Raw genomic sequence first — 14,871 nt, 5'->3', positions numbered from 1 at the left:
GTTAGCGTCCGCGCTCGTGGTGTAATTTCTGGTGTAGATTGAGATGATCGCATGGGGTGGGGCATGCCCCACCCCATGCGATTTCGATCTCGGTGGCCACCGGGCTCATCGGTAAGGTGGAGTTACCACACTTCACACGCCCACCGAGGAGTTGATCCCGATGACCGACGACAGACTACCGCTTGCCGAGCTGATGGCGAAGACTGGAGATGGAGATTTCCTGCGCACGATCGCCGAGAGCGTATTACAGATCATCATGGAGGCCGACGTCGATGGCCTGGTCGGCGCTAGCCGACACGAGCGCTCCGGCGACCGGACGACCTGGCGGAACGGCTACCGCGACCGCAGCCTCGATACCCGGCTCGGCACGCTCAACCTGAGGATTCCCAAGCTACGGACCGGCGCCTACTTCCCTGGCTTCCTGGAACCCAGGAAGACCGTCGAGAAGGCGCTGGTCGCGGTGATCCAGGAGGCGTGGATCGCCGGCGTCAGCACCCGGCGTGTCGACGAGCTGGTGCAGGCCATGGGCATGACCGGCATCTCCAAATCCTCGGTGTCCAAGCTGTGCAAGGATATCGACGAACGTGTCCATGCCTTCCTTAAGCGGCCGCTCACCGGCGACTGGCCCTACCTCTGGCTCGATGCTACCTACCTCAAGGTGCGCGAGGGCGGGCGGATCGTCAGTGTCGCCGCGATAATAGCCGTTGCCGTCAACACCGAGGGCAAGCGCGAAATCGTTGGCCTTCACATTGGACCCTCCGAAGCCGAGCCATTCTGGTCGAGCTTCCTCAAGGACCTCGCACGCCGCGGACTGACCGGCGTGAAGCTGGTCATCTCCGATGCCCACGAGGGCCTCAAGGCAGCGATCACTCGCGTGCTCAGCGCCACCTGGCAGCGGTGCCGCGTCCACTTCATGCGCAATGCCCTGGCCTACGTGCCCAAGGGCCAGAACACCGTCGTCGCCGCTGCCATCCGCCAGGTCTTCCTCCAGCCCGACCATGCCGCCGCGACACAGGTCTGGCGCCAGGTCGCCGACCAGTTGCGTACCCGCTGGCCAAAGCTCGGCGCCTGCATGGACGATGCCGAGCACGACGTGCTGGCCTACATGACCTTCCCCGAGCAGCACCGCGTCAAATTACATTCCACCAATCCACTGGAACGCCTGAACAAGGAAGTGAAGCGCCGCGCCGATGTCGTCGGCATCTTCCCGAACGAGGATAGCATCATCCGCCTCGTCGGCGCCGTCCTGCTGGAGCAGAATGACGAATACCAGCTCCAGCACCGCTACATGCAGATCGAGGGCATGGCCGCCCTTGCTACACCAATGATCGAGGAGGCACAGCCGCTACAGATTACACCCAAGGCCGCCTGAAAATGCAGCCCGCTGGCCACACCCAATTCTACACCACATTGACGGACGCGACCGAGGCATAGTAGAGGCTGATAGCCAGGATCACTGGTGTGCCGGTGAGATAGTTGGCTTGCCAGCGCAGCCAGAGCTTCGGGAGCAACAATGCCTTGTCGAGCGTGCTTGTGCGGGCGGGAGCCCATCGGCCAGTTCGCCAGTCATTCAGGGTCACGATTGTCGAAAGTGCTGCGCAGATCAGCGCCATGATGCCGACCGCAATATAGAGCGATGTCCAGGCAATGAGCGCTTCTTGCTTCACCGGCAGACTGGTCCCTGATCCTCGAGCCGATTGCTCCGCAACGTGAGCTTGGCGGCGAACATATTCCAGGCTGTGTGACTATATCACCAATGGATCTGCGACGCTTCTACTAAGCGTGGGCGCTTGGCTGATGCTGCGGTTCGCTTGCTCAGCCGAATGAGCGGTCAAACAGCGCTGGGTTGTGCCGCCGTGCTTCCAGCTCTGTATGGTGCCTGGCTATAGCGCTCGAGGTGCGCTGCGCGATGCCGTGGCAAAGGGCTTCGCGGATCGGCTCAAAAGTCCCATCGCATGCCGCTATCTCTTCGCTGAGCTGGAGCGCCAGGGCAATAGCAAGTTGGGCAGAGGTTTCGCAGCAGGGGTCTTCATAGGATTCCGGGCTGACAAAGCAGTGGACGGCGATCGCTGCTCTGACGGGATCGATGCCAAGCCTTTCGTTGATCCGGTTAAACTCGGCTGTCGACACACTGCCATCAGCGATGCGCTCGAACAGTCCGCTGCGGTGGCTGCTCTTGATGATCCCCTCATCGACAAGCTTACGGAGACTGACGCCCTGCCGGTTCATCTGGTACTTGATCAAATCGGCGTACTCAGCTTGCAGCTTATGACAGCTCTTGCGTTCGTTTGGGTTCGCCCCCTGACCCATCCTTGCCTCCGTCAATTCTCCCTATGCAACTGCATGATGTGAATTCTAAAACGCGGCTTTGGCAAGAGAAATTTGGCGCATACTGATGGCGAGGGCGCAGAAGATCACCGTCTCACGCACGCCGCACTGGTCGCCCGTGACCTCTCCGAGGCGGGCCTTGAGGGTGTCAAATTCGGCATTCAGAGCGCCGCTTAATCTGAGATAGATCCTTACCCGCCCATCGCAGGGCCGGTGCCGGTTGAATGCGGCGAGCAACTCCTGATTGGAAAGGTCTGGAGCGCGGATCACATCTGTGATCACATCTCTAAGGCGCTGAAACTTCGACCGTTCTATTGTCAGCCACTTGATGGCGTCCGCAATGATCACAAAAGCATCCCGACTCACCAGCAGTTCGTGGACGACCTCTTTTCCGCTGGCCATTGCGCTTCCTCCCGCCACTGTTCGCTACTGATCGGGGCCCCTTGGCGTCGGTTCCATATCGCCTCCCCGAGCGGCTGCAACGATTCGGATCGGTGGTATGAAAAACAGACCCACGTGGTCATGGATTCAGGACCAGGGTGGCGTGCTGGTAATACCACGTGGTCCTGAATCCATGACCACGTGGTCCTAAAAATCGAGCCACCCGGTATCAAAAATCGGACCACCCGGCATCAAAAACAGTGATTCGCCGACTTCTCCGACTTCGCTCTACACAACAGTGATTGAGAAAACCTTTCGGCTCCGGCCCCTTTGGTGACGACGCACTGCGTCATTTGGTCAACCAGAAGGGGAAGACAATGAAGGTCCACGATCTCAAGCAGGCAGGGGGGACGTTCGCCGTCACCCTTGCTGTCGCCGCCGCCATGAGCGTCTTCGGTATCGAAGCTGCCATGGCCGGCACGGACGCCACGTTCAATACGGCGCTCACGCGGTTCACCGGCTTCCTTCAGGGGTCGGGCGGACGGATCATCACGGTGCTTTCGCTCGCCGGCGGCATCGTTGCCATGGCCAGCGGGCGTTTCTCGCTCGGCCAGGTCGCGATCCCCGTCGGCGTCGGCGTGGGCGCTGGCACCGGCGTGCCGATCGTCACTTCCACGGTCACAGCGACGATCTGAGCGAGAGCACAGGTCATCGCGAACGGGGGCGCTGCTCCATCACCGGCATGGGAATGGCAGCAAACCTTTCTGGCGGAGACGATCTTTGGACAAGTATTCTATTCCAAAGCATCTCGACGATCCCGAACTGATCGGGTTCTGGTCGCTTGATGAATTCCTCGTGCTGGTGATCCCGTTCACCTGGGGAATTTTGGCGCAGCATGTTGTCATAGGCCTGCTTCTGGCCGTTGCTGCATGGCTTGGGTACCGCAAACTCAAAGCTGGGCGCTCGATGTATTGGGTCCTGCATTTTGCCTATTGGCATTTGCCGGGTGAATTCTTCGGTCTGAAGGTCGCTCCGCCTTCCCACTTGCGTGTGATGGCGGGCTGACATGGAACTTTCATTCGCACACGAGGCGTCGCAGCGGACCCTCAAGCAGCGCAACATTCTGGCTCTGGCCTGCATCATTCTGGGCGCCCTGGTGCTGGTGATGTTCGTCGCGGCAACGACGCGGGACCGGGAGGTTGTCCTTCAGCCGATCCTTCCCAGCGAAATGGTGCTGAGCTCAGCGGCGGTCAGCCCCGAATATCTCGAGGCGGTGACCCGCGACACGGCACAGCTCGCGCTCAATCGGTCACCTGAGAACCTGCAGTACTGGCTCGACGGGCTCATTGCGATTGCCGCGCCCGAGGCGCGCGGTCCGCTCAAGGCCAACCTTCTCAAGATCATCGATGAGCAACAGGACTCGCAGGTCACCCAGTTCATCACGATCGACTGGATCCGCACGGACCCCGAGAACCTGACCAGTCAGGTCGGCGGCGTGCTGCACACGATCGTCGGATCGCGCGACGTCCGCCGAGAGCACAAGATCTTCGAATTCCATTGGCAGCACACCGGCGTCTCGCTCCGCCTCAAGGGCTTTGGCGTGCTCGTCAAGAAGGAGCAGGAACAATGAACCCGATTGTGCCTTCGTTGCTGATTGCGACCGGCAGCGTCCTTGCCTCCCGCATCGACTGCCATCTCTTGCGCCTGTGCGGGGTCGTACTGGTCGGCAGCGCGCTCGCTCTGACCGCCGTTCCGGCTCTCGCCGACGAGCATATTCTGGCAGCCGACAATGGCGAGGTGCGCTGCCAGGCGTCGAAGTCGGACCTTACCCGCATTTCGCTGAAGGATGACCAGTTCGTCTCGGTCTCACGTGTCCAGGCGGGTGTTCCGCAGGAAGACTTCTCGATCGTGCACGAGCCGACCCGCGGCGACATCTATCTTTCCGTTCCGGACGGCTATTCCAAGCGCAAGATTTCGTTCTTCGGGACGACGCGCCGTGGCTTCGTCTACAAGTTCGACTGCGAGGTATCGGGTGAAGCGGCGCTGCAGGTCTTCGTCGCCAATGCGGATCTCGAAAACCCACAGGGTGCGCCGCAGTCGATCGAGGCCTCTGCAACGCTCGATGACCGTGCGGTCTCGCTCGTCCGGGCCATGTTCGAGCAGCGCCGCGTTGCGGGTTTCGAGATCAGCGATGCTGCCCGTGCCCCGGTCAATGTCGGCGATCTGAAGGTCCAGCTGGTCAGCGAATATCGCAGCCCGACCATGACTGGGAAAGTCCTGCGCATCGAGAACAAAGGCTCCGAGCCGATGACGCTCAAGGAAGAGATCATCGCCGGAGACGGCGCCATCGCGGTCAGCATTTCCAATCCCAACCTCGCCAGCGGCCAGACCACCGCCGCTTACGTCGTCGTACCGTCAGGAGGGTAAGTCAGATGGATTTCCTCAAGCGCAAACCCAAGGACCTCGATGCCAGCGAGGCTGAGGAACATGATACCCTCGATGCGAGTGGTGCCATTGCAGAGAACTCACTGGTCCAGAAGCGGCAGAAGATGCTGATGTTCGGTCTTGCCGGCGTGATCGCGGTGGCTGGGGCCATGTATGTTCTCGATACCGAGGAGACCATCGAAGAGGCGACGGAGAAGGGGGCCAAGACAACTGTCTCGACCGATGCACTTCTGAACCGGCAGCGCGTCGATCAGGAATGGGTCGCGATGTACGAGGGCGAGATGGACTCGACCGACGTGCGTCTCAAGGGCCTTGAGGCGCAGGGCGCGCAGTTCGCCCAGATGCAATCCGAGATCGAGGCGCTGCGCGGCGAAAATGCGGCCATGGCGCGCGATGGCCAGCGTGTCCTGGAAGCCTACGAGCGCGAGAACGAGCAACTGCGCCAGCAAGTCCAGAGGGGCAACGCGCGGCCGACAGCGCCAGGACCTGTCGCGGCGGCCCGCGAGATGGGCGTGCCGGCGTCACCGGAGGCCGGAGCGGCAGAAGCCCCGCCCGTGCGCCGCGGTAGCGACGTCCAGATGGTCTCGTTCACGTCAGCAAGCGGGACGGCATCGCGTATCGACCCGACAAAGTCGCCCGCCGTCTATACGGACTCGCCCAACTATCTGCCCCCGAATTCGATTGCCAAGGCAACGGTGGTGGTCGGCGTCGATGCCACGACCAATACGCGCAGCCAGAGCGATCCGCTCCCCGTCCTGCTCCGGATCACCGGGCCAGCGCGCTCGGTCTACGGTGATGGGAAGCTCCTCGCGACCCGGGTGCAGGGGTGCATGGTCAACGGCGCAGCCTACGGGGACCTCTCCTCGGAGAAGGTCTATGTGAAGCTCCAGCGCATGACCTGCGCGCAGCCGGGCGGCCGCTTTGCGGTATCGGAGGTCAAGGGGTTCATCGCGTTCGGCGGCAAAGTGGGCGTGCGCGGTCGCGTGGTTAGCCGCGAGGGCTCGCTGACCACCCAAGCTTTTCTGGCAGGTCTCGTGAGCGGCGTCGGTAACGCGCTCAGTGAAGGGTTCAATCAGCCGATCATCGCGGGCGAGGGCCGACGGACCCCCGGCGCTGGCGAAATCGGGCTGCGTGCCCTGGGCGGCGGCGGACAGCAGGCCGGCACCACGGTCTCGGAATATCTCATCGAGCGCGCCGAGCAATATCAGCCCGTTGTCGAGATGCCCACCGGGGCGGCGGTCGAGGTCGTCTTCCTCGACGGCACCTTCATCAGAAACTGAGGGGACCACCATGGAGCGTAAATGGAAGACATGGCAGATCGCGGCAGCCGGAGGACTGGCAGCCAGTGGCCTAGCCGCTATCGCGGCCGTTGCTCATGCCTCGGCCGCGAGTGACCCCGCTTCGATCCAGGCAGCGCTGACCAAGCGCCTGCCCAAGACCGAGATCACAGCGATCGACTGCAAGTCCATCGACGGCGTCTGCGAGATCCAGGCCCGCCAGAACCTGTTCTACATCGACCATAGCGCGCGCTACCTGATTATCGGGCGCGTCTACGACATGGAGACCAAACAGGACCTCACGGCTGCCCGTCTCCTCCAGATGAACCCGGACATGCTTGTCGGCGGTGCCGGTGCAAGCGATGAGCCCGAGGCCAAGCCGCAGGCAGGCGCTACTGGTTCGCCGTCTGCAGCAGCCGATGCCCGGATTGATCCGGCAGCCCTTGCGACCTTGCCGAAGAACGGCAGCATCGTGATGGGCCGTGGATCCAGGACCATAACGGTCTTCAGCGACTTTCGCTGCGGCTACTGCAAGCGGCTTCACGAGACGCTGGGGACCCTCAATGTCAAGGTGATCGAGCGCCCGATCTCGGTGCTCGGCACAAGGCCAATCTCGGAGGCCGTGATCTGCGCACCCGACCGGCGCCGGGCAGTAACCCAGGCGTACGAGGGCGGGGCGGTCACATCTGCAGGATCGTGTGACACCAGCGGGCTCGATGCCAACGAGGCCTTCGCAAGGCAGCACGGCTTCAGCGGGACGCCGGTCATCGTCCGCGAAGATGGCGCGGTTCTCCACGGCTACCGCCCGCGCGACTTTCTGCTCAGCTGGATCGAAGGAAAGGCATCATGATGCACAGAAATCTGCGTCCGCAAGCTGCCATGGCCGCTGCGGTCCTCGGGGGCTTGCTGTCGGGTTGCTCGACGCTTGGCACCAACGTCAACGCGAACTTCCGCTGCAATGCGCCCGACGGCATCTGCGCCCCATCGTCCGTGATCGACGATACTGCGCTTGCCCGGATCGAAGAGACGAGTTCGGCCGACCTTCTCAATCCCGCCGGCCCCTACCGGATGGATGATGGGATCGATGCGCCTGTCCACGACACGCATCTGGCAAGTGCTGCGCCTTTGGCGCGCAGCGCCCCGCGCTATCAGCTCTCTGTGGTCTTCCCCGGTTTCACCGATGCCAGCGGCACGACGCATGCGCGCCGGGTCGTGAGCACCGAAGCACTGCTTCCCGGACGCGGGGACGCGATGGAACAGATTGCTCAGCGGGGTCCGAAGGTTGCGCGCAGTCGCGGTCTTCTCGCCGCAGCAGAAAGCGCTCCGCCTTTGCTCGCGGCATTGCCGGAGGGGAGCGACGCAAAGCCCGATCCTCGCAAGGGCGCGGCCGGGACTGAGGTCGTCACGGCCGACGCGAAGAATCCGATCGCCGAGATTCAGGCGGAGGTTGCGCAGCGGCTTTCTGCCAAGGGATCCCGCGCCCGGCCCAAGCCCGCCGCTTTCAGCGGCGTCGTGGAGTAAAGGGCGATGTTGGGCTCGCTCGTCGATCTCGTTGTGGGAGACAGCCGCAAGCCGGAGCGCAGCGCCCGCGCGCCTGATGTGCCGATGCTGTCGCATTTTCTCGGCTATCGCTCCTTCGACGAGGAGAAGCGCATCTTCCACCAGGTCCGTTCGAAGGGCTTCATTCTCGAGCTTGCACCGCTCGTGGGTGCAAATGACCGGGTCAGCGAGATCATCGGCACGATCTTCTCCGATATTCTTCAGCCCGGAACGCGCTTCAGCGTGACAAACTTCTCAAGTCCCAGGATAGCCGAGATGCTGCAGGCCTGGGCGCTGCCCCGATTCACGGCTTCGGGCGTCTTCCGGACACTTGCGCGCCACCGCCTCGACAAACTGCTCGTCGGTGCCTGGTCAACGCTCGCGAGCGATGGACCATTTTTCGTGCGCAATTTCCGTGTCGTGATGTCGGTGGGCATCGGGCAAGCGTCCAGTCTCACCAATGATGACCTCGTCACGATGCGCGACGGGATCATTTCGGCGCTGGAATCGATCAACGTTCCGGTCCGGCAGTTCGCGCCAATCGATCTCATCCGCCTGTTCGACGAAATTCTCGCGCCATCGAATGGCGCAGGAGACGAGGTCCCTGACTACAACAGGTTTGATCCGATCAACGAACAATGTGTCCGGCGCGACCTGGTGACGCATGTCGAGAAGGACCGCCTTGTCCTCCATGCTCAATCGCTGCGGCCGACCGGCGCAGTCGCATCGGGTGTCCCCGAACTGAAGGACTTTGTGCCCGAGCGGTTCGACGTCCGTACCATGGCGGTGCGAGGATTCCCTGATCGCTGGGCACCTTGGGATACCCAGAAAATCATCGGCGACATCTTCAATCCCAAGCTCAGTCTTCCCTGCCCGGTGCTTCAGACGGCCTGCGGGATCATCCCGGGCCCGGAATCCTCGGAGGCAAGGGCAGGATACAAGTTCGCGCGAACGACATCGCTGGCCGATGGCAAGGGCGTCAAGCTCGTTCCCAAGTTGCGCACCGAAGCCGCCGAATGGCAGTTCGTGGCCGATAGGGTCAAGCAGGGCGAGAAGCTGGTCTCCTGCTACTATGCCGTCTCGATCATTGCACCCAAGGGCCGGGGCGAGCCCTGCGAGCGCACGCTGAAAGCGCTCTACAAGGCTACGGGATGGGACCTGATCGACGAGACCCATATCCAGTTGCCCGCCTTTATGTCGCACTTCCCGCTGCTGCTTGCCGACGGGCTCGACCATGATCTGAAGCGTATGAAGCGCCTGCGGACTATGCGCTCGGCCGATGTTGCAGCGATCGCGCCAATCCAGGGAGAGTATGTCGGGGGGAATATTCCGCATCTGCTGTTCATTGGCAGGCGGGGTCAGCCACAGTTCTGGTCGCCGTTCCAGAATACTGCCGGCAATCACAATGTTGCGATTGCTGGCAAGTCCGGTTCGGGCAAATCGGTTCTCCTCCAGGATCTGACCGCGAGCTTTGCAGGGGTTGGCGCCAAGACCATCGTGATCGACGATGGCCGCAGCTTCGAGCATATGGCCAAGGCTCTTGGCGGCACGTTCACCGAGTTCAAGCTGTCCTCGGGCATCTCGATCAACCCGTTCCGGATGATCGATGAGCATCTTGCGCGCGGGGACGATGACTATCTGGTCGACTGCCTCGCGATGCTCAAATCGATCATCGCCCAGATGGCGCGCAACGAGACCCGGCTGAACGACACCGAACGGGGACTTATCGACCAGGCGGTAAACCTCGTCTGGGAGGAGCATGGTCGTGACGGGACTGTCGACCATTTGATCGCGACGCTTGGGGAGGCCCAGCACCCTTGTGCTTATGATCTGGCTACCTCGCTCCTGCCGTTCGCGGCCAAGGGCACTTTCGGCCGCTTCTTTTTGGGCGATGCCAACCTTGACCTGTCCGCTGATTTGACGGTGTTCGAGCTCTCTGACCTTGCGACCCGCGAGGAGCTGCGCGGCGTTGTGCTCACGTCGATCATGTTCATCGCCTCGCAGGTGATGCGCCGGATGGACCGCGCGACGCCGAAGCCTTTGATCATCGATGAGGCCTGGCAGATGCTCAAGGGCGGGGCGATGGCCGACTTCGTCGAGACCTATTCGCGCACGTGCCGAAAGTACGGCGGGGCGCTTATCACGGCCACCCAGTCGATCCACGATTACTACAAGTCGGAAGGGTCGCGCGCCGCGCTCGAAAACTCTGACTGGTTCCTGATCCTCCAGCAAAAGGGCGAGACCATCTCGGACTTCCGCAACTCGGATCGCTTCGAGATGGACAACCTCACCGAGGCGCTGCTGCGCTCGCTGAAGCGCAATGGCACCGATTATTCGGATATCTTCATCCGCGGGCCCGATACCGAAAGCATCGGACGGCTCGTCCTCGACCGCTATTCAGCAGCACTCTACTCATCGAGCCCCGACGTCTTCGCGCGGATTGAGGCAAACATCGAGCGCGGGATGGCGATGCACGACGCGATCGAGGCCGTCGCATTTCCTGAGGAACACCAGCAAGCGGAGGCGGCGGAATGATCGCGTTGCCTCGTCCTGGGCAGAGGGCTCATCTTGTCCAGCGCGGCCAGGACACGCTGCTTGTTGCCCTGCGCCTCGCAGGGTGGGGCGCGACGACCTTGCTCGCGGCGCTCGGCACGGGGCTGCTCGTCTTCGTTGCGCTGGGCAGTTTCACCTTTGCAGGGCTGATGCTGCAGCTCGGCAACCTCGCATCGCGGTTCGCAGCAGCGGGCCCTGCCAGACAGAGCGAATTCGAGGCCCTCGTGCTGGCCATCTTCGCGACTGTCCTGGCGCTCACCGCCTTTTTCCGCCGCGCGAGCCTTCGCGCTGCCCTTACCGTGCCTCTTGTTACTGGGGGAGAGGATCAATGAGAGATCTGTTTGATGAGCTGCCACCGGCCCACGAGGCTGTCACGACAGCGGCGCGAAAACCGACCGGAACGCTCATGCAACGCCGTTTTGCCGGCATGTCGACGCGGGAACTGGTCTTGCTTGTAGCCGGCATCGCCGTGTTCATCTGGGGCGCCTGGGTGACACGGAACATCGCAGCTTCGCCGGACTCGAGGCAGGAGTTCGTTCAGCTGCAGCTTCAGGGGATCATCGGCGAATATCTGCAGGCGCAGTCCCGTTCGAGCGCGGACGAAACGACGGCTGCACGCGAGACGGCTGTCTTCATGGCGGCGCTCGATGAAACTGTCGCCAGCCTCTCCAAGAGCGGCAAAGTCGTGCTGGTTCACGAGTCCATCGTTGGCGGCAATGTGCCGGACGTGACGCAAAGCGTGAAGGCTGCCGTTTATGCCAAAGTCCCGCGGCCGACGCCCGCTCAAGCGATGCAGGGCATGGGATCGGGCGTGAGACCAAAGGGCTCGGCAGCAAATGCGGCCCGCGTCGAATCCGAGATGCAGGCCTTCATGGCCGCGAATGGCGGAGGGCAGGGTGGTGGAGCGCGCTGATCCCAAGGGCCTTTCGCTCGTACAGAAGCTCGCGGTCATCGCCGTGCTGAGCTCGCTCGCGATGGGCTTCAGCGCGCTGGCCCGGTGGAGCGGAACGCACGCCCTCATGGTCAATGCTTCGGACTCGCTTCCAAACTGGGCCTTCCTGGTGGAGAGCGGCCGCTTCCCGAAGCGCGGTGACTACGTGATCTTTCATCCGGGCCATGACCGGGTGACGACCAAGTACTTTGGTACCAACCCGCCTCCTTTTGCGAAGATCGCGGTCGGTTTGCCGGGAGACGTCGTTACGCGGCGGGGCGCAGACGTTCTGGTCAATGGTCAGCAGGTTGCATCGCTGAAGCCTGTGACCAAGCGCGGCGACGCGCTCGAGGCAGGCCCTCTGGGCATAGTGCCAAAGGGCTGCATCTTTGCAGCGACCTCGCACAAGGACGGGTTCGACAGCCGCTACGCGCATATCGGCTTTGTCTGCCGCGACCGTCTGGTTGGCACCGGAAGGGCAATCCTGTGAGGGGCAAGTCTGTGAAGCGCGGAATCCTTCTTGCGGTGCTGACGCCGTTCGTGATCGGTGCAGGCGTGCCCGTTCCGCCCACGCGCGTGGGCGTCGATCATGGACAAATGGGTCAGACCTGGCCCGTTATCGAGCCTGACCTCCTGGCGGTCATCAAGGCCCGTCTCGATACGGCGCAGGCGAGCGGCAAGATTGATGCGCTGAACCGCCAGTTTGCCGAGAAGGTCACGCAGCGGGTCATGCAGCCAGTGGCTGTTGCCGGGATGAGCCCTGCGGGTGAGACCCGCAGCTGGGAGTTTGATCCTGCCATCGTGGTCGAGAACGACATTCGCGATGATCGCGGCAATCTCATTGCTGTCGCAGGTCAGCGCGTCAATCCGCTGAGCTATACGGGTCTTTCGAAGAAGCTCGTCTTCATCAATGGCAACGATCCGGCAGAGCTCGCCTGGGCCATGCAGCGGGGAAGCGATGAAACGGCCAAGATCATCTTCGTCGACGGCTCGCCGTTCACCCTGATGCAAACGCATCGCCGGCGCTTCTACTTCGACCAGGATGGGCGCCTGACAACGCATTTCGGTATCCGCCACACGCCCGCCGTGGTCGAGCGCAAGGGTGATCTGCTGCAGGTCACCGAGCATGTCATCCGCCGGAAGGGGCAGCCGACATGACCGGGTGGCGCGATCTTTTGCCGGTCCCGCTCGCTGCCCCCGAAACGCCGATGCTGCGCGGCGCCCGCATCCGAGTGATCATGGGCTGCGCAGTGCTCTCCGCAACAGTGCTCTTCTTTGGCGAGCTGCGCACGTTGTCACGCCCTCTGGCGTTTCCCTGGCTGGGCGCCACCGTCACCTTTGTCATCGTTCAGGGCTGGCTCTGGCTGAAGGCGAAAAATGCAGCCGACGATGCGTGGCTCATGCAGGGCAGGGAGGACCAGGATGCTGGGTAGGCTTCTGACTCCCATCGTGGCTCTGCTGGTAGCAGCGCTGGCAACGCCGGCAGCGGCTCAAGGTCTTCCGACCGGGCCTGGCCGCTGCTCGGGCAGTTTCGTCAATCCTGTCACCGATGTGTGTTGGGGTTGCATGTTCCCGCTCTCGCTCGGCTCGCTCAAGATCTGGCCGTCCTCCCGGGCCGACACCAAGAATCCGGACCTCCCGATCTGTGCGTGCGGCACTCCTGTTCCGCGCATTGGCCTTGCGATGGGTTTCTGGGAGCCGGTGCGGCTCGTCGACGTCACGACAAAGCCCTGGTGTTTCCCCAATCTCGGCGGGATCAAACTCAATCCCGGTTTCTCGATCGGCAATGGCTATGCCTCCGATTCTTCACAGGTCGGCGGTCAGGCGCAGAACAGCGCCAAGTACCACGTCCATTACTACATCTACCCGCTGCTCTACTGGCTAGAGGTCGTCACGGACTTCCTGTGCCTCGAGGCGAGCTCCTTCGATGTTGCCTATCTGAGTGAGATCGATCCCCTCTGGCAGGATGATGAGCTGACCACTCTGCTCAATCCCGAGGCGGCCCTGTTTACTTCGCCGTTGGCGCAAGCCGCCTGCTCGGCCGATTGCATTTCGGCGAGCGCAAAGCTGCCGATGGATGAGCTGTTCTGGTGCTCGGGCTGTCAGGGTCCGATGTACCCGATGAACGGCTGTCCGTCGTCAGAACATTTGGCACAGGTCGCGGCGTAAATTAGCGGAGTGCGGGCCTCGTCTGTTGTTGGGTTTTAGGCGGCGAGCTTACGGTGTTGCAAGCGCCGATGTTCAATGGTCTGTCGCTTGATCCTTTCGCGTTGTTTGATGATGGCTGGTGCCCTGCCGAAGTAGGCGTCTGCGGGCGTCACGTTGTTTAGGCTCTCGTGGTATCGGCGGTGGTTGTAGTGCTCGACGAAGGTCTCGATCTGGGCCTCAAGGTCGCCGGGCAGGAAGTAGTTCTCGAGCAGGATGCGGTTTTTAAGGGTCTGGTGCCAGCGCTCGATCTTGCCCTGGGTCTGGGGGTGCATCGGGGCGCCGCGCACGTGGCTCATCTTGTTGGCCTCGATGTATTCAGCCAGTTCGCCCGCGATGTAGCTGGGACCATTGTCGCTGAGCAGCCGGGGCTTGTGCAACACCGTGGCGCTGTCGCATCCGGATGCGACCAACGCTACATCCAGCGTGTCGGTCACATCCTCGGCCCGCATGTTGGTGCACAACTTCCAGGCGATGATGTAGCGCGAGAAGTCGTCGAGCACGGTGGAGAGATACATCCAGCCCCACCCGATGATCTTGAAGTAGGTAAAATCGGTCTGCCACATCTCGTTCGGCCGGGTCGTCTTGGTATGGAACGCATCAGCCGCTTTCACCACGACGTATGCCGGGCTGGTGATCAGATCGTGGGCCTTGAGCAGGCGGTAAACCGTAGCTTCGGACACAAAGTATTGGCGCTCATCGGTAAATCGCACCGCCAGTTCGCGCGGTGACAGCTCGGACTGCTCCAGCGCCATTTCGACGATCTGGTCCTGCACCTCGGGCGCGATCCGGTTCCACACCCGGCCTGGAGCCGATGGCCGATCCGCCAACGCCTCCGGGCCGCCTGCGAGGTAGCGGTCATACCAGCGGTAGAACGTCCGCCGGGCGATGCCGAGTTGGTCCAGCGTTCGCTTGGCAGGCAGGTGGGACTGCTCGACGATCCTGATGATCTCGAGCTTCTCGGATGCGGGATACCTCATTCTTCGTCGCCCCCATCCGCGATCATGCTTTTTTTGAGCAAACGGTTTTCCAGCGTCAGGTCGGCCACGCATTCCTTCAGGGCGCGGGCTTCGCGGCGCAGATCCTGCACCTCGCCAGTGGTCGCGGCACGGGCGGTATCACCGGCCAACCGGCGCTTACCTGCTTCCATAAACTCCTTCGACCAAGTGTAATACAGGCTCTGGGCGATGCCTTCCTTGCGGCACAGCTCTG

17 protein-coding genes and 2 pseudogenes are annotated in these 14,871 nt (G+C 62.2%); 15 read left to right on the top strand and 4 right to left on the bottom strand.

Going from position 1 to position 14,871, the window contains the following annotated elements; genetic code table 11:
• The first annotated feature begins 160 nt into the window (after positions 1-160).
• Positions 161-1,372: an IS256 family transposase gene (locus BZF57_RS19590; RefSeq protein WP_011950834.1), complete on the top strand. Its 1,212-nt coding sequence runs from the start codon at positions 161-163 to the stop codon at positions 1,370-1,372.
• A 28-nt stretch (positions 1,373-1,400) separates the two neighbouring features.
• On the opposite strand, the gene BZF57_RS19585 is transcribed toward BZF57_RS19590, so the two are convergent.
• From BZF57_RS19585 to BZF57_RS19575, 3 genes are all read right to left on the bottom strand, one after another.
• Positions 1,401-1,667 (bottom strand): hypothetical protein, encoded by a 267-nt coding sequence (locus tag BZF57_RS19585; RefSeq protein WP_169712982.1) that lies wholly within the window; start codon positions 1,665-1,667, stop codon positions 1,401-1,403.
• Positions 1,668-1,815: 148 nt separating this feature from the next.
• Entirely contained in the window at positions 1,816-2,310 is a 495-nt protein-coding gene (locus tag BZF57_RS19580; protein WP_086740954.1) for a hypothetical protein, read from the bottom strand.
• Positions 2,311-2,355: 45 nt separating this feature from the next.
• Positions 2,356-2,730, bottom strand: coding sequence for a hypothetical protein (locus tag BZF57_RS19575; protein WP_086740951.1), 375 nt, complete (start codon positions 2,728-2,730; stop codon positions 2,356-2,358).
• A 422-nt stretch (positions 2,731-3,152) separates the two neighbouring features.
• Between BZF57_RS19575 and BZF57_RS19570 the strand changes: the two genes are divergently transcribed.
• From BZF57_RS19570 to BZF57_RS19505, 14 genes and pseudogenes are all read left to right on the top strand, one after another.
• Positions 3,153-3,404, top strand: a complete 252-nt coding sequence (locus tag BZF57_RS19570) for a hypothetical protein (protein ID WP_231729329.1) — start codon at positions 3,153-3,155, stop codon at positions 3,402-3,404.
• Between the two features lie 85 nt (positions 3,405-3,489).
• Positions 3,490-3,774 carry a type IV conjugative transfer system protein TraL gene (traL, locus tag BZF57_RS19565; protein WP_039330815.1) on the top strand — a complete coding sequence of 95 codons (285 nt, stop codon included), beginning with the start codon at positions 3,490-3,492 and terminating at the stop codon, positions 3,772-3,774.
• A 1-nt stretch (position 3,775) separates the two neighbouring features.
• Positions 3,776-4,339, top strand: a complete 564-nt coding sequence (locus BZF57_RS19560; RefSeq protein WP_066214305.1) for a type IV conjugative transfer system protein TraE — start codon at positions 3,776-3,778, stop codon at positions 4,337-4,339.
• On the top strand, positions 4,336-5,136 hold the full coding sequence (locus BZF57_RS19555; RefSeq protein ID WP_086740948.1) for a type-F conjugative transfer system secretin TraK: 801 nt from the start codon (positions 4,336-4,338) through the stop codon (positions 5,134-5,136). Before BZF57_RS19560 ends, BZF57_RS19555 begins: the two co-directional genes overlap by 4 nt.
• A gap of 5 nt (positions 5,137-5,141) precedes the next feature.
• Positions 5,142-6,434 carry a TraB/VirB10 family protein gene (locus tag BZF57_RS19550; protein ID WP_086740946.1) on the top strand — a complete coding sequence of 431 codons (1,293 nt, stop codon included), beginning with the start codon at positions 5,142-5,144 and terminating at the stop codon, positions 6,432-6,434.
• Between the two features lie 10 nt (positions 6,435-6,444).
• Positions 6,445-7,281 carry a DsbC family protein gene (locus BZF57_RS19545; RefSeq protein WP_086740944.1) on the top strand — a complete coding sequence of 279 codons (837 nt, stop codon included), beginning with the start codon at positions 6,445-6,447 and terminating at the stop codon, positions 7,279-7,281.
• Positions 7,278-7,952, top strand: a complete 675-nt coding sequence (locus BZF57_RS19540; protein WP_143738595.1) for a hypothetical protein — start codon at positions 7,278-7,280, stop codon at positions 7,950-7,952. The genes BZF57_RS19545 and BZF57_RS19540 overlap by 4 nt, the downstream gene beginning before the upstream one ends.
• A gap of 6 nt (positions 7,953-7,958) precedes the next feature.
• A complete protein-coding gene (gene traC / locus BZF57_RS19535) occupies positions 7,959-10,505 on the top strand; it encodes a type IV secretion system protein TraC (protein WP_086740940.1) in 2,547 nt (848 codons plus the stop codon).
• Positions 10,506-10,603: 98 nt separating this feature from the next.
• Entirely contained in the window at positions 10,604-10,855 is a 252-nt protein-coding gene (locus BZF57_RS19530; protein WP_143738594.1) for a hypothetical protein, read from the top strand.
• Complete coding sequence (locus BZF57_RS19525; RefSeq protein WP_086740936.1) at positions 10,852-11,436, top strand: TrbI F-type domain-containing protein; 585 nt, start codon at positions 10,852-10,854, stop codon at positions 11,434-11,436. Before BZF57_RS19530 ends, BZF57_RS19525 begins: the two co-directional genes overlap by 4 nt.
• Positions 11,423-11,944, top strand: a complete 522-nt coding sequence (locus tag BZF57_RS19520) for a S26 family signal peptidase (protein WP_240506058.1) — start codon at positions 11,423-11,425, stop codon at positions 11,942-11,944. The genes BZF57_RS19525 and BZF57_RS19520 overlap by 14 nt, the downstream gene beginning before the upstream one ends.
• Positions 11,945-11,955: 11 nt before the next feature.
• A complete protein-coding gene (gene traW, locus BZF57_RS19515) occupies positions 11,956-12,612 on the top strand; it encodes a type-F conjugative transfer system protein TraW (RefSeq protein WP_240506057.1) in 657 nt (218 codons plus the stop codon).
• Positions 12,609-12,887: a hypothetical protein gene (locus tag BZF57_RS19510; protein WP_039330803.1), complete on the top strand. Its 279-nt coding sequence runs from the start codon at positions 12,609-12,611 to the stop codon at positions 12,885-12,887. The genes traW and BZF57_RS19510 overlap by 4 nt, the downstream gene beginning before the upstream one ends.
• Positions 12,877-13,584, top strand: a pseudogene (locus tag BZF57_RS19505) (TraU family protein); the annotation flags it as partial. The gene BZF57_RS19510 and the pseudogene BZF57_RS19505, both read left to right, overlap by 11 nt.
• 74 nt (positions 13,585-13,658) lie before the next feature.
• On the opposite strand, the pseudogene BZF57_RS19500 reads toward BZF57_RS19505, so the two are convergent.
• Positions 13,659-14,871 (bottom strand): annotated as a pseudogene (locus BZF57_RS19500) (IS3 family transposase); the annotation flags it as partial.

It is taken from the genome of Erythrobacter colymbi, from assembly GCF_002155685.1.
In the GTDB taxonomy this organism is placed as follows: domain Bacteria; phylum Pseudomonadota; class Alphaproteobacteria; order Sphingomonadales; family Sphingomonadaceae; genus Erythrobacter; species Erythrobacter colymbi.
This window is presented reverse-complemented; position numbering and strand designations above follow the sequence as displayed.